This window comes from Mesorhizobium sp. 10J20-29, from assembly GCF_054130485.1.
The window spans coordinates 1713916-1733085 of sequence record NZ_CP199156.1 but is presented as its reverse complement, the minus strand read 5'-3'; the positions used below and the strand labels follow the sequence as shown (position 1 = coordinate 1733085).

Sequence of the window (19170 nt, the reverse complement as noted above, 5' to 3'; positions counted from 1 at the left end):
AGTGCTATGGAGTTCGAGATGAGCGGGACTTCGACAATCGATCTCGCACGCCGCAGGCTGCTCGGCGCGGGGGCATTGGCCCTTGCGGCAGCCAGCCTTGCGGCGCGCGCGCCGGCCATGGCCGCATCAAGCCCGAAACAGGCCGCAGGCGTCCAGGCTTCGGCCTCGCTCGGACCGGTCCGGCAGATCGCCGCTGGATTGCTCGATGTCGGCTATGTCGACCTCGGGCCGGCGGACGGGCCCCCGGTGATCCTGCTGCACGGCTGGCCCTACGACATAAACGCCTATGTGGACGTTGCACCGCTTCTCGCGGCAAGGGGCTACCGCGCGATCGTTCCCCATCTGCGCGGCTACGGCACCACACGCTTCATCTCGGACGAGACAAAGCGCAACGGTCAGCAATCGGCCCTCGCGCTGGACGTCGTCAACCTGATGGACGCTCTCGGGATCGAGAAGGCTACGATCGCCGGCTTCGACTGGGGCGCCCGTACCGCCAACATCGTCGCCGCCCTCTACCCGGAACGCTGCACGGCGATGGTTTCGGTCAGCGGCTACCTGATCGGCAACCAGCAGGCCGGCAAGCTGCCCCTGCCGCCGAAGGCGGAACTGCAATGGTGGTACCAGTTCTATTTTGCGACCGAGCGCGGCCGTGAGGGCTACGCCCGGTACACGCGCGATTTCGCGAGGCAGATCTGGCATCTGGCTTCGCCGCGCTGGGCTTTCGACGAACCGACGTTCGAGCGCAGTGCCGCAGCGCTCGACAATCCCGACCATGTCGCGATCGTCATCCACAACTACCGCTGGCGCCTTGGCCTTGCCCGGGGCGAGCCGCAATATGATGCCTTCGAGGAACAGCTTGCGCAGGCGCCGACCATCGGCGTCCCGACCATCACCCTCGAAGGCGATGCCAATGGTGCGCCGCATCCGGATCCCGCCGCCTATGCAAGAATGTTCACAGGCCGGTACGAGCATCGCCTCGTCTCAGGCGGCGTTGGCCACAACTTGCCGCAGGAGGCACCGCAGGCCTTCTTCGAGGCGGTGCTGGCGGCAAGCGCGGGGAGCTGATCCCGCCGGCGACCGTAAGGCCCCTTGTCCGTCCCTGCCGCGCCACGATGTGATAAGAAGCCGCTACGGAACCGGCGGCCGTCGCGCGGACGCGATCGCGGCTCCAGAGACGACATGGAGGACAGCGCCATGAACGAACCCCGCGAATTCGACGCAATCATCATCGGCGGCGGCCAGGCCGGGCCGACACTGGCCGGGCGCCTGACGGATGCCGGCAGGAAGGTGGCGTTGATCGAACGAAAGCATCTCGGCGGCACCTGCGTGAATACCGGCTGCACGCCGACCAAGGCGCTGGTTGCCAGCGCCCACGCGGCACATCTTGCACGCCGCGCCGGCGATTTCGGCGTGACGATCGGCGGCGACATCTCGGTCGACATGAAGCGGGTGCATGAGCGGGCGTCCGGCATCGCGCTCGACGCCCGGTCGGGGCTCGAGAAGTGGCTGGCGGGCATGCGGAACCTGACCCTTATCCGCGGCCACGCACGGTTCGTCGGGCCGCATGCGGTAGAGGTGAACGGCGAAACGCTGACCGCGCCGCAGATCTTCATCAACACCGGCGGCAGGGCGAACCGGCCCGCAATCCCCGGCATCGACAGCGTGCGGCTGCTGGACAACACCGACATGGTCGCCCTCGACACGGTACCGCGCCACCTGGTGGTGATCGGCGGCAGCTATATCGGGCTCGAATTCGCCCAGATGTTCAGACGCTTCGGCGCCGAGGTGACGGTGGTCGAGAAGGCGTCCCGGTTGATCTCGCGCGAGGACGAGGAGATCTCCGACGCGGTCAGGGACATTCTGGAGCGTGAGGGAATCGCAATCCGGCTCGATGCCGAGTGCATCGACTTCGAACCGGCAGGCGACGGCACCAGGGTCGGCCTGCATTGCGAGAAGGAGCCGCGCGCGGTGGTCGGCAGCCACGTCCTGCTGGCGGTCGGACGCCGCCCCAACACCGACGACCTTGGGCTCGACCGCGCCGCCATCGCATGCGACGAGCGCGGCTACTTCGAGGTCGACGACCGACTCTCGACCAATGTCGAGGGTGTCTTCGCGCTTGGCGACTGCAACGGACGCGGCGCCTTCACCCACACGGCCTACAACGATTTCGAGATCGTTGCCGCCAACCTGCTCGACGGTGGCGACCGCAAGGTCAGCGACCGCGTACCGGGCTATGCGCTCTACATCGATCCGCCGCTTGGCCGGGCGGGAATGAGCGAGAGAGAGGCACGCAAGAAGGGGTTCAACGTCCTGGTCGGGTCGCGTCCGATGACGCGCGTCAGCCGTGCCGTCGAGAAGGGCGAGACGCTCGGCCTGATGAAGATCGTCGCCGACGCCAAGACGGGCAAGATCCTCGGCGCGGCCATACTCGGCCCCGGCGGCGACGAGGCCGTCCACGGCATCCTCGACGCCATCAACTGGGGCACGCCCTACCGGGACCTGCAATGGGCGGTGCCGATACACCCGACCGTTTCGGAACTCATCCCCACAGTGATTGGCGACATGAAGCGGGACTGACCCGCTCCATTAGCGACCATCGTCGCGGACGCCCCGGCGACCGTCCGCGACCGGCACGCTACCGCGCCAGCCTGACCTGGGCGAGCGACTGCGCGATGCCCGAGAAGGCCGCCAGCAGCTTGGCCGGATCCGACGCGTCGTAGTAGTGGCTGGCGTCGGTGGCGCAGTTCTCCAGCAACTGCTTCGCGTCGGGGTCGGTGACCATGAAGGCGACCGTATAGATCTCGATCTTGTTCGCCTTCATGTAGTCGCAGATCGCCTTGGTATCGTCGTTCGTCTTCTTGATCTCGCCCTTTGCGGTCGTGGCATTCGAGCTCGGCTGGATATGCCTTCCGTCGCTGTTCCTGAAGCGCAGCGTGTTCTCGCCGTCGGTCATGAGCACCGCGACCTTGCGCGGCAGCTTGTTCTTGGGATCGTAGGCCTTGCCCTGGTTGAGGGGTTCGCTCTGCGACAGCACGTTCTGGCCCCAGATCAGCCCGGCGGGGATGTAGGTGTAGGGCTTGTAGGAGCCGATGTTGATGACCATCCCGCTGATTGCTGACGTCAGCGTCTGGAGATTGTCGGTCAGCGGAACGATCGGGTTCAGGCACTTCTGGCTTGTCTCGACATAGCCCGGGTAGGTGTCCGCGGGCCTGCCGTCATGCAGGCGGGAATCGCTGTTCATGCGCGACCCCACGCAGCCATACCAGCTGTAGGTCTTCTTGCTGCTGCCGCCCGAGCAGACCTGGTAGGGTGGCACGGTCTGGGTGGTCGACTGCGTGCAACCGCCGCCGCAGGTGGCCGGTTCGACGACGCCGTCCACTGTCTTGGTGCAGGGATAGGTCGGCGCGTAGGCGGTGCACACGCTCTTCGTGGTCGAGGTGGTGCAGGTGGCGGCCACGGCGGGCACGACGTAGTCGTCGGGCACGGAGAGCCAGCTCGATCCGCGGTATTTGGTGCCGACATTGACGTAGTCGGCATAAGGAACGATGCCGATGCGGACAGAGGCCTTCTTGTTGTTCATCAGCTCGGTGACCAGCGACTGCGCGGCGGTCTTCAGCGTAGCGATCTTGGTCACCCCGGTCGGTCCGACCTCCGACATCGACCAGGTGTTGTCGAGCACCAGCGCCACCTCGACGCTGCCGGTGACAGCGCGCTCGGCGAGCGCGGAGGCGCGCACGTCGACGGTGTAGATGCCGGCGAGCTTCATGAAGTTGGTGCGGATCTGACCTTTCAGGAAGAGGTCGATGCTGCTTTCCGTGGTCTTCAGCTCGCTGATCGACACCTTGTCGACGCGGGCCTTCGATTCGTTTGCCTTGACAAAGTCTTCGGCAAGGTCCCTGAGCTTCGTGCTGTTCTGTTCGCCAGAGGCGGCGAGCGCCAGCGCGGTCGCATCTGCCAGCTCCTGCATGTGAGAACGTGCCGAGACCCCGCGCGCATAGTCCGTCGCGAGGCCGAGGGTCAGAAGAAGGGGCACTGTCAGGATCCCAGTCAGTACCGCGAAGTTACCTGTTTTATCCTTGAGGAATCGGAGAAGTGAGCGCATGGCCAGCCCTTGGTTTCATTCGCTGACTAAGCGCCGGTCCTGATTGACGAGTCGTTAGCGACGAAACCCACTCATGTGCCATGGTTAACGCTGTATTCTGCGACGCCCCGGAGATGTCGTGAGCCGGCTTATAACTTGCCAGTCACGCAACCCCGGCAAGGAACGCCGCAGGGCTCTCCTGTCGCGGTGACAGACGACCTAGCCGCCACCAGCGGGCGCCTGTTCCGCGCTGCCTTCCGGCAGGACGGCCGGGGCTATCTCGGTCCGCGGGGGAGATCCCTGGGTCTATTCCTGCGCGGGCGCCTCGCCTTCCGGTGCGGCGCCGGGCAACGGTGCGGCAGGCGTTTCCTCAGGCGTGGCGGCAGGCGTTTCCGCAGGCGCGGCTGCACCCTGCTCGGCTGCCGCGGGCTCTTCCGCGCCGTCTGCCCCGCCCGCCTCATCTGGCGCGGCATCGTTCGGGGCCGCGGCAAGCGTGGCCGCCCGGTCGGTGCCGATCGGCCGGTCGGTGACCGAGCCATCGGCTGCCGCGACACGCCAGACGGTATTGCCTGCGTCGTCGGCAATCAGCAGCGCGCCGGTACCGTCGATGCCGACGCCGACCGGACGGCCGCGCGCCTGGTCGCCGTCGATGAAGCCGGTCACGACATCCTGCGCCTTGCCGGCCGGCATGCCGTTCTCGAACGGGATGTAGACGACCTTGTAGCCATTAAAGAAGCTGCGGTTCCAGGAACCGTGCTCGCCGACGAAGGCGCCGTTGCGATAGGCCTCGGGCAGCGCGGAATCGGCGGTGAAGGTCATGCCGAGCGGCGCGACGTGGCTCGACAGCGCATAGTCGGGCTTGATCGCCTTCTCGACCATGTCGGGACGCGCCGGCTTGACCCGCTCGTCGACGTGGTCGCCGAAGTAGCTCCAGGGCCAGCCATAGAAGCCGCCCTCCTGCACCGAGGTCATGTAGTCGGGCACCAAGTTCGGTCCGAGCTCGTCGCGCTCGTTGATGACGGCCCACAGCACGCCCGTCTCCGGCTCGAAGGTGAGGCCGTTCGGATTGCGCAGGCCCGAGGCGAAGACGCGTGCCGCGCCTGTCTCGCGGTCGACCTGCCAGATCGCGGCCCGGCCCTTTTCCGCCTCGATGCCGCGTTCGGCCGCGTTGGAGTTCGAGCCGACCGAGGCGTAGAGGTAGCGGCCATCCGGGCTGAGCGCGAGATCCTTGGTCCAGTGGTGGTTGATCGGCCCGCCGGGCAGCGGCGTCAGGACTTCCGGCTCGCCCTCGATCGTGTTCTGGCCGAGCTCGTAGGGCCAGGCGAGGATGGCCTCGGCGGACGCCACATAGAGTGTCCCGTCGTACCAGGACACGCCGAAGGGCGAGGCAAGATCCGTCAGCAGGTCGCTGCGCTCGTCCACCGTGCCGTCGCGGTCGGAGTCGCGCAGCAGCGTGATCAGGTTGGTTTCCTTCTGCTCGCCACCGCCGCCATGCGCCAGCGACATGATCCAGCCGCGGATGATATCCTTCGGCCGCACCACCGGCTTGCCCGAGGGACCGCGGCCCTGAACGGCGAGCACGTCGCCATTGGGCAGCGTGTAGACCGTGCGCGGGTTGGCGAGGTCCGTCGCATAGGCGGTGACAGTGAGCCCCTCCGGCACGGTCGGCGTCTGACCCTCCTGCCAGCCGACGACCTCGGCGAGCTTCATGTCGGCGATCAGCGAGGGTGCCGGGTCAGGCAGGACCGGGTCGGGACCGATCTGCGAGGAGACATCGAAATTGCTGCCGTCGTCGCTGCAGCCGGCCAGCGCGGCGAGAACCAGGCAGCTGCCGGCAAGCGCGCCGGCGCGAAGGATGCGAATGCGATCAAACATGGCGGATCACCTCCATCTCGTGGCGATAGGTGAAGCTGCGTACCATCCAGCAGGTGGCGATCATCACGATCACGGTGACCAGCGAGAGAGCGAGGCCCCAGGGCACGACGGCGGTCCAGCCGTCACCGGCGTGAACAAGACTGTTGAAGAATGCGAGCACGAGCACGACCGCGCTGCCGATCGCGTACGTCCATGTCGCGCGATGCGAGCGGACCGTCGAGCGCATAAGGAGTTCGAGGATGCCGGCGAGTACCGCCAGTCCGCCGAAGACGAGTCCAGCGAAGAGCAGCCACTCCGAAAAGTTCTGCCACATGAGGTTGGCGGTCTGCCAATAGGCGATGTCTGTCAGCAGTGCCAGCGTGAAGCAGACGACCGGGAACTGGACCAGAATGGAATGGACAGGCCGTCCGACGATGACGACGCCGGAAGCCCGGGCGGGCGGATAGGACATGAGTTCATCTCCATGCAAACACGATGGATCGTGTGAGCAATACGGATGACCCCCGCCTTTTGTTCCTGTCACTATTCCTTGAGCGCCCGTGGCGACGTCAGGCAGTCAGCATGTCCTCGATGGTGATCGGCAGCCGGCGGATTCGCTTGCCGGTCGCATGATAGACGGCGTTGGCAATCGCCGGCGCCGTGCCGACCAGCGCGATCTCGCCGAGGCCCTTGACGCCGAGCGGGTTCACATGCGGATCGACCTCATCGACGAAGTGTGCTTCGAGGTGCGGGATGTCGAGGTTCACCGGCAACAGGTAGTCCGCCATGTGTGCGTTGACCGGCCGGCCGTCGCGCGGGTCGAGCACGGTCCGTTCCATCAGCGCCATGCCGATGCCGCCGATCATGCCGCCCGTGCACTGGCTGCCGGCGAGCAACGGGTTGACGACCCGGCCTATGCCGTAGGCGCCGACGATGCGGCGCACCCTGATCGCGCCGACATCCGGATCGACGGCGACCTCGGCCAGCACTGCGCCGAAGGAATGCATGGAATAGCCCGCGGCGACCGCCGCGTCGCGCGCGGCCGAACCTGTCGCCTCGACCGGCCGGCCGCCGCCGACGATCTCGGCGAAGCTTAGTCCGGGGCCGGCATCGCCGCGCCTGCGCAAGTGCCCTTCGGCCCATTCGAGGTTTTCCATGTCCAGCCCGTTCAGCGGTGAGCCGGCTTCCGCCACGGCGCGCATGGCTGCGGCAGACTGCACTTCGAGGCAGGCGGCGCGGACCGCCGATCCGACCGAGGCCATCGTCCACGAGCCGCCATGCGCGGGCGTCGCAGGGTAGTCCGTGCGTCCGAGGCGGAACCGTACCCGGTCGACCGGAAGGCCGAGACTGTCGGCGGCGACCTGGGTCATCGACGTATAGGTGCCGGGCCCCATGTCGCTGGCGGCTGCCTCGACTTCTGCCGAGCCGTCGCCGAGCAGGCGGACGCGGGCGCTCGCCGGCGCCTGGAGGGCGGGGTAGGTAGCCGACGCCGCGCCCATGCCTATCAGCAGGCGGCCGTCGCGCATCGAACGCGGTTCCGGCGTCCGGCGGGACCAGCCGAACTGCCGGGCGGCCAGGTCGTAGCATTGCGTCAGCGAGCGGCTGGAGAACGGCTTGTCCTCGCCCTCGTCAATCTCCGGTTCGTTGCGGCGGCGAAGCTCGATCGGGTCGACGCCGAGCGCATAGGACAGTTCGTCCATCGCCGATTCCAGCGCGAACATGCCGCTCGACTCCCCCGGCCCGCGCATGTGGTTCGGGGTCGCCGTGTCGAGTTCGGCCAGGCGGTACTGTGCCCAGACGTTCGGACAGGAATACATGTAGCCGGCAACTGTGGTGAGCGCCTCGGTAAACTGCTCATAGCGACTCGTTTCGCCGGCACCCTCGTGCACGATGGCGGTCAGCCTGCCATCCGTGCCGGCGCCGAGAGCCATCCGCTGAAGGGTGCGCGGCCGGTGCCCGGTGGTGAAGAACATCTGCCGGCGGGTCAGCACCAGCTTCACCGGACGGCCCGTCTGGCGCGCCGCGAGCGCTGCCAGCGTCACATGCGGCCAGGTCCTCAGGATCGTTCCGAAGCCGCCGCCGACGAACGGGCAGATGACCTCGACATCGTCCTCCGGTAGACCGAAGACAGCAGCGATCTCGGCCTTCTCGTTGGCGAGGTACTGGCTCTTGCTCCACAGCGTCAGCCGGCCGCCCTGCCAGGCGGCGACGGTGGCGTGCGGCTCCATCGGGTTGTGATTCTCGCGGGCGATCTCGTAGGTCTCGTCGACCCTCACGGCGGAGGCGGCGAGACCGCTGTCGGCGTCGCCGCGTGCCTGGTCGGCGAAGGCGCCGGTGCGTTCGGCCGTCGCCGGGACGATCCTTGATGCCCTGGCGTCGGTCGGGTCAACCAGCGGCTGACGCGCCTCGTAGGCGACGCGAAGTGCGGCAGCGCCGCGTTCGGCATGGTCCAGCGTGTCGGCGATTACCAGCGCCACGGGCTGGCCGAAGAACCGCACCGCATCGTCCTGCAGGACGTGCAGCCTTTCGCCCTCGTCCGGGTCGATGACCGCCTTGTGCGGACGGTAGGCGAGCCGCGGCGCGTTGAGATGCGTGACGACGGCCTCGATCCCGGGCATGGCCTCGACCGCGGCGGCCTCGATGCCGGTGACGCGTCCGAGCCCGACCGTCGCGCCGACGATCACGGCGTAGAGCTGGCCCGGCTGGTTGAAGTCCGCCGCATAGCGCGCCGCACCCGTTACCTTGGCGCCGCCGTCGACCCTTGTCAGGGATGCTCCGATGCTAGCGTTCATGCGACCTCTCCTGCCATTTCGAGCGCACGCACGATGGTGCGCGGCAAAAGCTCGACCTTGAAGTGGTTGTGATGCAGCGGCCGGGCGCCCCGTGTCGCCAGTTGCGCCGCCTGCTCGAAGGCGGGGCGGCCAGGGGTCGCACCCACCAGCGCGGCCTCGCATTCGCGCATGCGCCAGGGCAACGTGCCGACGCCGCCACAGGCGATGCGGGCCGAGCGGATGACCCCGTCGGCGATGTAGAGCGCTGCTGCTGCCGAGACCAGCGCAAACTCGTAGGAGGCGCGGTCGCGCACCTTGAGGTAGCGGGCGTTGCGGGCGTAGGGGCCGGCCGGCACGCGGATTTCGACGATGAGTTCTCCCGGCACCAGCCTGTGCTCCAGCTGCGGCGTGTCGCCCGGCAGAAGGAACAATTCCTCAACCGGAAAGCTGCGCGCGCCGTCGGGGCCGCGTACAGACATCGTCGCGTCGAGCGCGACCAGCGCCACGGCCACGTCCGACGGGTGCGTCGCCACGCAATGATCGCTCGTGCCGAGGATCGCGTGGCCGGCGTTCAGCCCGTTGATCGCCGCGCAGCCCGAACCCGGGTCGCGCTTGTTGCAGGCCGCGTCGAGCATGCGGAAATAGGGGCACCGGACGCGCTGCAGCAGGTTGCCGCCCATCGAGGCCATGTTGCGCAGTTGCGGCGATGCCCCCTCGAGCAGGCTCTCGGCGATCAGCGGATGCAGTCGCCGCACATTCTCGTCGGCGGCAACATCGGACATGCGCGACAGCGCACCGATGACGAGGTCGCCGCCCTCCATCCCGATGCCTCCTAGCGGCAATGCATTGATGTCGATCAGTCGCTCCGGGCGCTCGACCTCTTCGCGCATCAGGTCGACCAGCGTGGTGCCGCCGGCAATGTAGCGGCCGCCTGCCGCCGCGGCGGCGATAGCCCCTGATGTGTCCGTGGCCTTTTCCAATGTGAAGGGCAGCATGGTCAGGTCCTCGCTGCTGCGTCGGCGACCGCCGCCACGATGCCCGGGTAGGCACCGCAGCGGCAGATGTTGCCGCTCATCCAGAAGCTGATCTCCTCCGGCGATCCCGCATGCCCTTCGGCGATGCAGGCGGCGCCCGACATGATCTGGCCCGGCGTGCAGAAGCCGCACTGCATGCCCTCGTGCTCGATGAAGGCGGCCTGCAGCGGATGCAGTTCGCCCTCCTTGCCGAGACCCTCGATGGTGGTGATCTCGGCGCCGTCGTGCATGGCGGCAAGCGTCAGGCACGACACCACGCGCCTGCCGTTGACCAGCACCGTGCAGGCCCCGCATGCACCCTGGTTGCATCCCTTCTTGGTGCCTGTGAGGTCAAGGGTTTCGCGCAACACGTCGAGCAGCGACTGCCTCGGGTCGAGCGTCAGCTCGCGCGGTTCTCCATTGACGACAAGGCGCAGGGTACCGGCGGGCGTCGCCTGCTCGGCGGTGGTCGCGGCAGTGGCAGGGGCAGTGGGAATCGCCGCGAGCGTGGCGGCCCCGCCGGCCAGTTGCAGCACTTCCCGGCGAGAAATGGAGCCGGGGCGGGCGGCGGGCGCGCCGCTTCGGGTTACCTTGCCTGTGGTCGGATGTCTGCTTTTCAATGCAACCTCCTGTGAAAGCCTGGCCTCAGCCCGCTCCTTCCGGGCGATCGACTGGACAAAGCCTACAGCCAGCAGGACGGCGGGCCAGCGCTCGGAGTGCTGCGATTTGTACAGGAGTGCTGTCTTCGTAGACCGCAGCGCAATAGCTGGAGGCTGCGCGACCTGGCGAGGCGGTCCGCTAGGCGCGACGCACACGCCGCCAGGAACCGGGCGCCGCACCCGTCGCCCTTGTGAAGGCGCGGGTGAAGTGGCTGGAGTCGCTGAAACCGCTGGTGAAGGCGATGTCGCTGACCGGCAGGTCGGATTCAAGCAGCAGGGTCTTTGCCCGCTCGAGGCGCTGCGCCTGCTGCCATTGCAGGGGCGGCACGCCGACCGTCGCCTTGAAGGCGCGGGCGAAGTGGCTGCGCGACAGCTGGCATTCGCGCGCCAGGTCGCCAAGTCCGATCCTGCCGTCGAGATTGGCCATCAGCATCTCCCTGGCCCGCCGTTCCTGCCACGGGGCGAGCCCGCCGCGCAAGTGCGCTGGTGCTGCGGCACGGTCCCCGTAGAACTCGGTGAGGTGGGACAGCAGAGCCAGCGTCACGTGGTCGATGAAGAGCTGGCTCGCCCTTTCGGGCCGGTCGAAGGCAGGCAGCATGCATTCGCCGAGCTGCCGCACCGGCTCGTCGCTGAAGGCCACACCCGAGCGGGCCCGCAACGTGGCGCCGCGCGGCAGGTCGTGCTCATCGCGGAAGCGCTCGAGCGCCTCGCGCGAAACGTAGAAGGAGACGCAGTCGACATTGCCGCGAACCAGCGCGGCATGCTGCTGCCTCACATCGATGAGCAGGAACTGTCCGCGGCGCAACGGCTCCAACGGAACCGGGTGGTCGTCGACCCAGCAGGGATTTGCAAGCAGGCTGCGGCGCTGCACGCAGACGAGATAGCCCTCCATGCGGGCAAAGCAGGTCGGATTGCCCTCCGGCGAATCCTCCCAGCGCAGTCTGGTGGCGAAGAGTTCGGCCGACTGCAGTGCGCGGGCGACGAGGGTGACCGGCTGATCCAGCCCAACGAACTTGCCAAGCCTTTGGCCAATCTGTTCGCCCATCGTCGCTCCCTCACGCGGAACCGGCTTCACTAGACAGCATCCCGGATAGTTAGAGAAGGCGCCCGCGGCGCGCCGACGTTCAATCAGGAAAGGCCGCCGCAGCGTGCAGAGCCTGGCGCCGGTGAGGGGTTTTGCCCGGGTATGAGGACGGCTTCGCAACCGTAGCCGTTGGCAGTAACGAGTCCCGCCGGCCCATTGAAATCACTTCACATTTCCGTGAGGCCTGTTGCGCAAATGCCATAGTCGCCGGCTTACCCGCAGGTCAGGTGTCCGTATGGGGCAATATGCGCTTGGCATGTGGAGGACCGGGCTTTTAGAAATAGCGGCGAAAATACGGCCCGAATCGGGCGGGAACGGAATCGGATTGTTCATGCGGATAAGATCACTGCTCATCGCTGCCGGACTTGCTCTGGCGACAACCCTCGCGGGTTGTTCGACCGACGGCACCGGAACGATGTTCACCAGCGATTACGGTGCCCGCAAGGATGCCGGATACCGCCTGCCGGCCATTCCGGTCAGCAAGGTGCCGTCGAAGTACCGGCGCCAGCTGGTTCGCTATGAGACCAAGGAGACGCCCGGCACGATCGTCATCGATACGTCCGAGAAGCATCTCTTCTTCGTCATGCCCAACGGCAAGGCGATGCGCTACGGCATCGGCGTCGGCAAGGAAGGCTTCGAGTGGAAGGGCACGGCCCGCATCGCGATGAAGCGCGAATGGCCGGTCTGGACCCCGCCCGCGGCAATGATCAAGCGCCGGCCCGATCTCGCTAAGTGGCGCGGCGGCATGCCCGGCGGCCCGCAGAACGCGCTCGGCGCGCGGGCCTTGTACCTGTTCAACAAGCGCGGCGATTCGGGCTACCGGATCCATGGCACGCCGGAGTGGTTCTCCATCGGCAAGGCCATGTCGTCGGGCTGCATCCGGCTCATGAACCAGGATGTCATCGATCTCTATGACCGCGCCAGCGTCGGTGCAAAGGTCATAGTGAAGTAAGGCGGACCGTCTCGGCAGCAACGGACCACCAAGACAGAAAACCGGGCTGGGGGCCCGGTTTTTTGTTGTTTGCGCCTCACCCGAGCCGATAAGCTGTCCCCAGCCGAAGGGCGGCACGGTATCGCCTTGGCACCGCATCCTGCAGGGATTCGGGGCAGCGCCGGGCCTTGCATCCAGCGGATGCCGGATCAGTAGAAAAAAGGGGAAGCAATGAGCGAGAAGTTCGAAACGCGTGGTGAAATCGGCCATTCCCTCGCGGGCCTGCGCGACCAACTCGCCTTTCAGTCCAAGGTTCTCGGTGCCGCCGTCATCATGGCGGTGGTGGCGCTGGGGCTGCTCTTCAACCAGTACTCCGGGCTCAGCCTGAAGTTCGCCGACCTGCTCGCCTCGAATGCCCGCAACGAGACCAAGATCGCCTCGATGGTCTCCATGATTGCGGAGATGGAGGGCCAGCTGAAGCAGGCGCGCGCCGAAAACGCAGCGACGAAGCGGTCAATCGACGCCGCGCTGGAGCCCGTGCAGCCGAGCAGCTCGGTCTTCCCCGGCTGGATCGGCGTCGAGACGGACAGTTCCAAGCAGGCACGTTCGATCGTCGAGCAGTACAAGTCGTCGGTCTGGATCTTCGCAACCGCCCCGAAGGAATGAGCCGGCTGCGGCAGGCCGATCAGGAAATCTGTTCGACCTGCTGGACCTCGGGAACGAAATGGCGAAGCAGGTTCTGGATGCCGTGCTTCAGCGTCGCCGTCGATGATGGGCAGCCAGCGCAGGCTCCCTTCATGTGCAGGAACACCGTGCCGTTCTCGTAGCCGCGGAAGGTGATGTCTCCGCCGTCCTGGGCAACGGCCGGGCGCACCCGCGTCTCAAGCAGTTCCTTGATCGTGACGACAATCTCGCTGTCGGCCTCGTCGAAGAACTCGCCGTCGGCATCGATGCGGTCCGTGGCCGCCTGGCCACCGGCCGCCATCACCGGCGCGCCAGACATGAAATGCTCCATGATGGCGCCGAGGATTGCCGGCTTGAGGTGCTGCCAGTCCGGCCCCTCCTCCTTGGTCACGGTGATGAAGTCGTAGCCGAAGAAGATGCCGGTGACGCCAGGGATGGAAAACAGCCGGCCGGCCAGCGGCGAGGCCGTCGCTGCGCTCTCGGCGTCGCGGAAGTCGGCCGTGCCTTCACGCAGCACTTCCTTGCCCGGCAGGAATTTCAGGGTCGCGGGATTGGGGGTCGCCTCGGTCTGGATGAACATGGCTTGGCTCTCCGCGGCTCACGGGCCGCCTACAATATTGGAATAATTCTAAATAAGCCTGTTCGGGCATGCATTCAAGCGAAACGGGACTGTATGCGCGGCAGCAGGTGGAATGTTTTTCCGGCTGCTTCACAGGAAGCACCGTCCTTCTGCAGCCAAAGCGTGGAAATGAAAGGCACAAACCGCCCTGCCGATGCAGAAAGCGCGTTGACACGTCAGGTTAGCCCGCCTACATCAGCGCCCACCAGCCCAGATGGCGGAATTGGTAGACGCGCACGGTTCAGGTCCGTGTGCCGCAAGGCGTGGAGGTTCGAGTCCTCTTCTGGGCACCAATCATTTGTTCCGGGTCGTTCCGGAATCCCCAAAAAGCCCCGCGAGAGCGGGGCTTTTTTGTGGACATTCGGTCGCGCGGGCCATTGCAGGCCCCGGCTACCGACCTTGGGCATTATCCGGCACCACCGCCTCGGCCTCGATCTCGACCGCGTAGTCGCCGATCAGGTCACCGGCCTCGACCATGGTATTGGCAGGCATGATGTCGCCGAAGACCCGGCCATGCGCGCGCGAGACGGGCTCCCACTGCGCCGCGTCGCGCAGATAGATGCGGGTGCGCACCATGTCGTCCATGCTGCCGCCGAGCGGTCTCAGCGAAGCGGCAATCTTGTCCAGAATATAGGTAGTCTGCGCGGCCGGGTCGCCCGGCGCCACGCAGCGGTCATTGCCATGCGTTGCCGTGGTGCCGGAGACGCGGATCGTGTCCTTGACCCTGACCGCCCGGCTGTAGCCGGCAACGGGTTCCCACACGCTGCCGGAAGAGACGCGGAACTGACCCGGCCGGCCCGGTACGGGTTCGGCGCTGTAGATCGAGGGCAGAGCGTCGAGATGATGGCTGAGGTCGCCCGAGGCCGTGAGGTAGGGCGGCTTGCGGTACTCGTCGCCGCAATCGCCCGGGATCTGGACTGTCGCGGCGAATGCTTCCTCGAGACGGTCCTTGTCGTCGCCATCGAGTTCAAAGCCAAAGAGCTTCAGATTGTCGGAACGGTGCTCGCTCTCGCCGATGCGTGCGCCGATGATGGCCGCGGCGACGGCTTCATGCTCGAGCACCCACCGCGTGGCGACATTGGAGATCGAAACACCGTGTTTCCTGCCGATATCGGCGGCAGCGGCAAGGATGCCCTGGAAACCTGCCCAGCCGCCGGCGACGTCGATGAAGCGCTTGTATTTCGAGCGGCTCCAGTCGGCGATGGTTTCGGGTTCGGCCTTTCCCAGCCACTTGTCGGAGAGAAAGCCGCCGCACAGCGTGCCATAGGCGATCAGCCGCACACCCCTCTCCATGCAAAGCGTCGAGAGTTCGCAGGCGGCGCGGCGGTCGACCAGCGAGAAGGAGACCTGGTTGGTGGCCACCGGAATGCCGTCGGTCAGCGCGACCCGCAGATGCGCGGCATCGAAATTGGTGACGCCGATGGCGCCGATCAGACCCTCGTCCTTCAGACTGGCCATCTCGTGCAGCGCGTCGAGCCAGGCCGGGTGCTCGAAACTCCACCAGTGGAACTGCAGGAGGTCGACCTTTTCGACGCCGAGCCTGTCGAGCCGCTCCTGGACCCCCTTGCGAACGATGTCTGGCGTCATCGGCCCCGGCTCGGGGCACCATTTGGTGAAGGCTGCGGGGCGGGCTCCGGCATCGGGATAGCGCGCCAGCAGGCGGCCGGTGATGATCTCGGCGCTGCCGTAATGATCGGCCATGTCGAACGTGTCGAAGCCCGACCGGGCGTAGGCCTGGAGCGCGTCGGCGGCGGTGTCCGGATCGAGCGTCGTGCCGTTCTTCTCGAGGTCGGCGACCTGCCAGAGACCGCAGACCAGCCGGCTGATGGAAAGGCTTTCGCCAAGCGTGATGCGGTCAGGTGTTTGCGGCATTCTCAGTCTTCTCTTCGGTTGGAGCCGGAGCCGCGACGCCACGGCGCAGTTTGCCGAGATGGCGTGACACGACGCTCTGTTCGCCCAGAATGCCGCGCGGGCGCAGCAGCAGGATGGCACAAAGCGCAACGCCGATCATGACGATCTGAAGGGCGGCGGCGCGCGCCTGTTCGCCGGGCGGGAAGATCGAGGCGACTGCTCCGGCGGAGCCCGCCCAGATCGCCCAGACCAGAACCGCGCCGAGGATGGCGCCGCGATTGTTGCCCGAGCCGCCGACAATCAGCATGGCCCAGACCTGGAACGTCAGCATCGGCACGTAATTGTCAGGCGCGATGAAGCCGATGAAATGCGCCTGCACGGCGCCGGCCAGTCCCATGATGCCGCCGCCGATGGCGAAGGCCTGGAGCCTGAAGCCGACGGCGCTCTTGCCGAGTGCGAGCGCGGCCGGTTCATCCTCGCGAATGGCGCGCAGGACGCGACCCCACGGGCTGCGCGCAAGCCGCTCGAGCACGAAGTAGAGCGCGATCACCAGCAGCGCGACGACGGCAAAATTGGCGAGGCTGAACAGCAGCGGCGTGGCCGCGAGTTCGGCGAAGGGGCGCGGAATGAAACCGATGCCGAAGGGGCCGCCGGTCAGCGCCTCGAGGTTCAGTGCGCAGAGTTGCACCACCACGGCGACACCGAAAGTCGCGATGGCAAGATAGTCGGCGCGCAGGCGGATGGTCAGTGCGCCGATCAGAAACGAAACGATGCTGGTGATCACCGCGCCGCCGATCCAGCCAACGACGATCGGCAGGCCGAAGCCGCCGATGCGACCGGCCGTGTCGGGCGTGGTCAGCAGGGCCGAGACATAGGCGCCGATGGCGACGAAGCCGGCGATGCCGACATTGAAAAGGCCGGTCTGGCCCCATTGCACGTTGAGGCCGAGACAGATGATGGCGTAGGTCAGCGCCATGGTCAGGAAGAAGGCGCCGTAGCTGATAAGTTCGACGCTCATTCGGGCCTCCCGAACAGGCCCTGGGGGCGCAGCAACAACACCATCACCAGAATGACGAAGGCGATTGCGGCGCGCCACTCGGCGCCGATGAGCTGGACAGCAAAGGCCTCGGAAAGCCCGACGATCAGGCCGGCCAGCATGGCGCCCGGCACGGAGCCGATGCCGCCGAGGATGGCGGCGGCGAACAGCGGCAGCAGCAGGTCGAGGCCCATTTGCGGGCGGATCTGTACGAGCAGGCCGGCGCTGATGCCGGCGATGCAGGCTAGTGCCGCGCCGAGCAGCCAGACGATACGGATGACCTTGCGCACCTCGATGCCGACAACACCGGCAAGCTGCACATTCTCGCTGACGGCGCGCATCGAGCGGCCGATGGAGGTGCGGGTGAGCAGAAGGTGCACGGCAATGACAAGAACCGCCGCGACGCCGAGCGACAGCAACTGGTCTGGCGTCGCCCGGATGCCGCCGCCGAGCGGCTGGGCGATCTGCAGGGCTGTGGTGAAATAGGCGGGCTTCGAGGTGAAGATGAACTCGAGCAGGCTGCGCAGGGTCAACGCCGCGCCGAAACTCGCCATGACCATGATGATGATAGAACTGCGCCGGTCGCGCAGCCTGCCGAACAGCAGCGCATCGACGAGCAGGGCGAGGCCGCCGTTCAGCACAATGGCGATTAGCGCGGCGATCGGCAGGGCCCAGCCGAAGGAGAAAGGTCCGATCGGCGTCAGAAGACCGCTGAAGAGCGCGCCCAGCGCACCGGCTACGGCAAGCGCGAAATAGGCGCCCCAAGCGACGAACTCGCCATGCGCGAAATTGGCAAAGCGCAGGATCGAATAGGTCAGCGTCACGCCAATGGCGCCGAGGCCGATCATCGAACCGGCAATGAGACCGTCCATCAGGGCCTGCGGATTCATGACGACGCCTCCGCACGGTCGTGGCGGACGCCGAGATAGAGTTCGGCGACGAGCGGATCGTCAGCCAGGCCCTCGGCCGTGCCCTCGTGGCGAATGGCGCCCTCGACCAGGATGACGGCACGGTCGGCGATAGCGAGCGCCGCCTTCACGTTCTGCTCGACGAGGATGATGGTGACGCCCTGCGCATTGATTTCCTTCAACCGGGCGAATACCTCGGCGACGATCTTCGGCGACAGGCCGGCCGATGGCTCGTCGAGGATCAGCACGGACGGTTCGACGATCAAAGCGCGCGCCACCGCCAGCATCTGGCGCTGGCCGCCGGACAGCTGGCCGGCACGGCGCGACGAATGGGCCGAAAGGTCGGGGAACATGTCGTAGAGGGCAGCAATGCGACCGGCGCGCCTTTCCTTGGGAAGGATGTCGGCTGCGAGCAGCAGGTTGTCGTTGATCGACAGGGTGGCGAAGATGTTTTCGGTTTGCGGCACGAAGGCCAGGCCGTGCCGGATCTTTTCGTGCGCCGGCACGGCGGTGATGTCTGCGCCGTCGAGCGCCATCGTGCCCGAGTGCACCGGGACAAGGCCGGCAATGGCTTTCACGAAGGTGGATTTGCCGGCGCCGTTCGGTCCAAGCACCACGACCAGTTCACCGGCCCGCACCGCGAAATCGACACCGCGCACGATCGGCAGGTCGCGCTCGTATCCGGCGACCAGGCCCTCGGTCGAAAGCACGACGGGCTTGACGACCTCCATCATGCGACACCGCCGAGATAGGCGTCGATGACCGCCTTGTCGCGCGCAACGTCCGACGGCTTTCCCTCTGTCAGATGTCGACCGCCGGCCATGACGACGACGCGGCTGCACAGCCGGGAGACCATCTCCATGTTGTGCTCGATCAGCAGGATCGACTTGCCCTGCCGGTTCAGGTCGAGAACGCGGTCGATGATCAGTTCCAGCAGCGTCGGATTGACCCCGGCAGCCGGTTCGTCGAGCAGGATCACCTGCGGGTCGGCCATCAGGATGCGCGCCAGTTCGAGCAGCTTGCGCTGGCCGCCCGACAGGACCCGCGCCGGCTCGCCCTCGAGACGCGACAGGGTCACGAAATCGAGCAGCGACCGCGCCCTCTCGACCGAGGCACGCTCCTCGGCGGCGACGCGGCCAGGGCGCAGCAGGTTCATCCAGATGCGCTCGCCGGCCTGGTTCTGGGCGCCCGTCAGCACGTTTTCCAGGACGGTCATCTCGGCGAAAGGCCGAGGGATCTGGAAGGTGCGGCCGATGCCGCTGGCGATGCGTCTTTCCGGTCCGGCGCGCGTCAGGTCGCGGCCGGCCATGTCGATGCTGCCGGCCGTCGGCTTCAGGCTTCCGGCCAGGAGATTGAAGAGCGTCGTCTTGCCGGCGCCGTTCGGGCCGATGAGGCCGAGCATCTCGCCCTGCCCGAGAGAAATCGACATGTCGTCGACGGCCAGCAGGCCACCGAATGCCTTCACCAGACCACGCGCCCGCAGCAGTGGCTTGCGCTCACTGGCCGTCGGTTTGTCGCGGGCGCTGGCGGCTGGCTGCATTCCGTCTTCACCGAATTATTTTGATACCTGATGTTTGATCAAACTTTACATCGATCTGGTTTGCAACTAGATTTTTTGCCAGTGCCGGTTGTCTCGGCGTCACGATCACCAACGGCGGTTCGCATGTTCGATCGGCAAT

17 protein-coding genes and 1 tRNA gene are annotated in these 19170 nt (G+C 66.5%); 5 read left to right on the top strand and 13 right to left on the bottom strand.

Features of this window, described 5'->3' with window-relative positions:
* Positions 1-18 precede the first annotated feature (18 nt).
* Positions 19-1065 carry an alpha/beta fold hydrolase gene (locus ACT2BZ_RS08280; RefSeq protein WP_457940404.1) on the top strand — a complete coding sequence of 349 codons (1047 nt, stop codon included), beginning with the start codon at positions 19-21 and terminating at the stop codon, positions 1063-1065.
* Between the two features lie 129 nt (positions 1066-1194).
* The gene (locus ACT2BZ_RS08275; protein ID WP_457940403.1) at positions 1195-2577 is read left to right on the top strand and encodes an FAD-containing oxidoreductase; all 1383 of its coding nucleotides are present in this window, start codon (positions 1195-1197) and stop codon (positions 2575-2577) included.
* 58 nt (positions 2578-2635) lie between these two features.
* On the opposite strand, the gene ACT2BZ_RS08270 is transcribed toward ACT2BZ_RS08275, so the two are convergent.
* The 7 genes from ACT2BZ_RS08270 to ACT2BZ_RS08240 all read right to left on the bottom strand — a co-directional run bounded on the left by ACT2BZ_RS08270 (position 2636) and on the right by ACT2BZ_RS08240 (position 11423).
* The gene (locus ACT2BZ_RS08270) at positions 2636-4033 is read right to left on the bottom strand and encodes a pilus assembly protein TadG-related protein (RefSeq protein WP_457940402.1); all 1398 of its coding nucleotides are present in this window, start codon (positions 4031-4033) and stop codon (positions 2636-2638) included.
* A gap of 354 nt (positions 4034-4387) precedes the next feature.
* Positions 4388-5956: a PQQ-dependent sugar dehydrogenase gene (locus ACT2BZ_RS08265; RefSeq protein ID WP_457940401.1), complete on the bottom strand. Its 1569-nt coding sequence runs from the start codon at positions 5954-5956 to the stop codon at positions 4388-4390.
* Positions 5949-6407 (bottom strand): DUF2231 domain-containing protein, encoded by a 459-nt coding sequence (locus ACT2BZ_RS08260; RefSeq protein ID WP_457940400.1) that lies wholly within the window; start codon positions 6405-6407, stop codon positions 5949-5951. The genes ACT2BZ_RS08265 and ACT2BZ_RS08260 overlap by 8 nt, the downstream gene beginning before the upstream one ends.
* A 97-nt stretch (positions 6408-6504) precedes the next feature.
* Positions 6505-8727, bottom strand: coding sequence for a xanthine dehydrogenase family protein molybdopterin-binding subunit (locus tag ACT2BZ_RS08255; protein WP_457940399.1), 2223 nt, complete (start codon positions 8725-8727; stop codon positions 6505-6507).
* The gene (locus ACT2BZ_RS08250) at positions 8724-9701 is read right to left on the bottom strand and encodes an FAD binding domain-containing protein (protein WP_457940398.1); all 978 of its coding nucleotides are present in this window, start codon (positions 9699-9701) and stop codon (positions 8724-8726) included. Before ACT2BZ_RS08250 ends, ACT2BZ_RS08255 begins: the two co-directional genes overlap by 4 nt.
* Positions 9702-9703: 2 nt before the next feature.
* Positions 9704-10339: a (2Fe-2S)-binding protein gene (locus ACT2BZ_RS08245; protein ID WP_457940397.1), complete on the bottom strand. Its 636-nt coding sequence runs from the start codon at positions 10337-10339 to the stop codon at positions 9704-9706.
* Between the two features lie 178 nt (positions 10340-10517).
* Positions 10518-11423 (bottom strand): helix-turn-helix domain-containing protein, encoded by a 906-nt coding sequence (locus ACT2BZ_RS08240; RefSeq protein ID WP_457940396.1) that lies wholly within the window; start codon positions 11421-11423, stop codon positions 10518-10520.
* Positions 11424-11793: 370 nt separating this feature from the next.
* Here ACT2BZ_RS08240 and ACT2BZ_RS08235 point away from each other — a divergent pair, with 370 nt between their 5' ends.
* Positions 11794-12414 carry a L,D-transpeptidase gene (locus tag ACT2BZ_RS08235; protein WP_457940395.1) on the top strand — a complete coding sequence of 207 codons (621 nt, stop codon included), beginning with the start codon at positions 11794-11796 and terminating at the stop codon, positions 12412-12414.
* Between the two features lie 210 nt (positions 12415-12624).
* Positions 12625-13059, top strand: coding sequence for a hypothetical protein (locus tag ACT2BZ_RS08230; protein ID WP_457940394.1), 435 nt, complete (start codon positions 12625-12627; stop codon positions 13057-13059).
* 19 nt (positions 13060-13078) lie between these two features.
* On the opposite strand, the gene ACT2BZ_RS08225 is transcribed toward ACT2BZ_RS08230, so the two are convergent.
* Complete coding sequence (locus ACT2BZ_RS08225) at positions 13079-13657, bottom strand: NifU family protein (protein ID WP_457940393.1); 579 nt, start codon at positions 13655-13657, stop codon at positions 13079-13081.
* Positions 13658-13904: 247 nt separating this feature from the next.
* On the opposite strand from ACT2BZ_RS08225, the gene ACT2BZ_RS08220 reads away from it, so the two are divergent.
* A tRNA-Leu gene (locus ACT2BZ_RS08220) sits at positions 13905-13989 on the top strand.
* Positions 13990-14086: 97 nt separating this feature from the next.
* Here the strand turns inward: ACT2BZ_RS08220 and ACT2BZ_RS08215 are convergent.
* The 5 genes from ACT2BZ_RS08215 to ACT2BZ_RS08195 are packed head-to-tail and all read right to left on the bottom strand — an operon-like array spanning position 14087 to position 19031.
* Positions 14087-15568 carry an aldo/keto reductase gene (locus ACT2BZ_RS08215; protein ID WP_457940392.1) on the bottom strand — a complete coding sequence of 494 codons (1482 nt, stop codon included), beginning with the start codon at positions 15566-15568 and terminating at the stop codon, positions 14087-14089.
* Positions 15552-16565: a branched-chain amino acid ABC transporter permease gene (locus ACT2BZ_RS08210; RefSeq protein WP_457940391.1), complete on the bottom strand. Its 1014-nt coding sequence runs from the start codon at positions 16563-16565 to the stop codon at positions 15552-15554. Before ACT2BZ_RS08210 ends, ACT2BZ_RS08215 begins: the two co-directional genes overlap by 17 nt.
* Entirely contained in the window at positions 16562-17473 is a 912-nt protein-coding gene (locus ACT2BZ_RS08205; RefSeq protein ID WP_457940390.1) for a branched-chain amino acid ABC transporter permease, read from the bottom strand. The genes ACT2BZ_RS08210 and ACT2BZ_RS08205 overlap by 4 nt, the downstream gene beginning before the upstream one ends.
* Positions 17470-18225 carry an ABC transporter ATP-binding protein gene (locus ACT2BZ_RS08200; RefSeq protein WP_457940389.1) on the bottom strand — a complete coding sequence of 252 codons (756 nt, stop codon included), beginning with the start codon at positions 18223-18225 and terminating at the stop codon, positions 17470-17472. Before ACT2BZ_RS08200 ends, ACT2BZ_RS08205 begins: the two co-directional genes overlap by 4 nt.
* Entirely contained in the window at positions 18222-19031 is an 810-nt protein-coding gene (locus ACT2BZ_RS08195; RefSeq protein ID WP_457940388.1) for an ABC transporter ATP-binding protein, read from the bottom strand. Before ACT2BZ_RS08195 ends, ACT2BZ_RS08200 begins: the two co-directional genes overlap by 4 nt.
* Positions 19032-19170 lie beyond the last annotated feature (139 nt).

What these genes read in the sequence shown, in the direction of transcription:
- ACT2BZ_RS08280 (WP_457940404.1), top strand. Translation starts at nt 19, where the DNA reads ATGAGCGGGACTTCGACAATCGATCTCGCACGCCGCAGGCTGCTCGGC.
- ACT2BZ_RS08275 (WP_457940403.1), top strand. Translation starts at nt 1,195, where the DNA reads ATGAACGAACCCCGCGAATTCGACGCAATCATCATCGGCGGCGGCCAG.
- ACT2BZ_RS08265 (WP_457940401.1), bottom strand. Translation starts at nt 5,956, where the DNA reads ATGTTTGATCGCATTCGCATCCTTCGCGCCGGCGCGCTTGCCGGCAGC.
- ACT2BZ_RS08260 (WP_457940400.1), bottom strand. Translation starts at nt 6,407, where the DNA reads ATGTCCTATCCGCCCGCCCGGGCTTCCGGCGTCGTCATCGTCGGACGG.
- ACT2BZ_RS08255 (WP_457940399.1), bottom strand. Translation starts at nt 8,727, where the DNA reads ATGAACGCTAGCATCGGAGCATCCCTGACAAGGGTCGACGGCGGCGCC.
- ACT2BZ_RS08250 (WP_457940398.1), bottom strand. Translation starts at nt 9,701, where the DNA reads ATGCTGCCCTTCACATTGGAAAAGGCCACGGACACATCAGGGGCTATC.
- ACT2BZ_RS08240 (WP_457940396.1), bottom strand. Translation starts at nt 11,423, where the DNA reads ATGGGCGAACAGATTGGCCAAAGGCTTGGCAAGTTCGTTGGGCTGGAT.
- ACT2BZ_RS08235 (WP_457940395.1), top strand. Translation starts at nt 11,794, where the DNA reads ATGCGGATAAGATCACTGCTCATCGCTGCCGGACTTGCTCTGGCGACA.
- ACT2BZ_RS08230 (WP_457940394.1), top strand. Translation starts at nt 12,625, where the DNA reads ATGAGCGAGAAGTTCGAAACGCGTGGTGAAATCGGCCATTCCCTCGCG.
- ACT2BZ_RS08225 (WP_457940393.1), bottom strand. Translation starts at nt 13,657, where the DNA reads ATGTTCATCCAGACCGAGGCGACCCCCAATCCCGCGACCCTGAAATTC.
- ACT2BZ_RS08215 (WP_457940392.1), bottom strand. Translation starts at nt 15,568, where the DNA reads ATGCCGCAAACACCTGACCGCATCACGCTTGGCGAAAGCCTTTCCATC.
- ACT2BZ_RS08210 (WP_457940391.1), bottom strand. Translation starts at nt 16,565, where the DNA reads ATGAGCGTCGAACTTATCAGCTACGGCGCCTTCTTCCTGACCATGGCG.
- ACT2BZ_RS08205 (WP_457940390.1), bottom strand. Translation starts at nt 17,473, where the DNA reads ATGAATCCGCAGGCCCTGATGGACGGTCTCATTGCCGGTTCGATGATC.
- ACT2BZ_RS08200 (WP_457940389.1), bottom strand. Translation starts at nt 18,225, where the DNA reads ATGATGGAGGTCGTCAAGCCCGTCGTGCTTTCGACCGAGGGCCTGGTC.
- ACT2BZ_RS08195 (WP_457940388.1), bottom strand. Translation starts at nt 19,031, where the DNA reads ATGCAGCCAGCCGCCAGCGCCCGCGACAAACCGACGGCCAGTGAGCGC.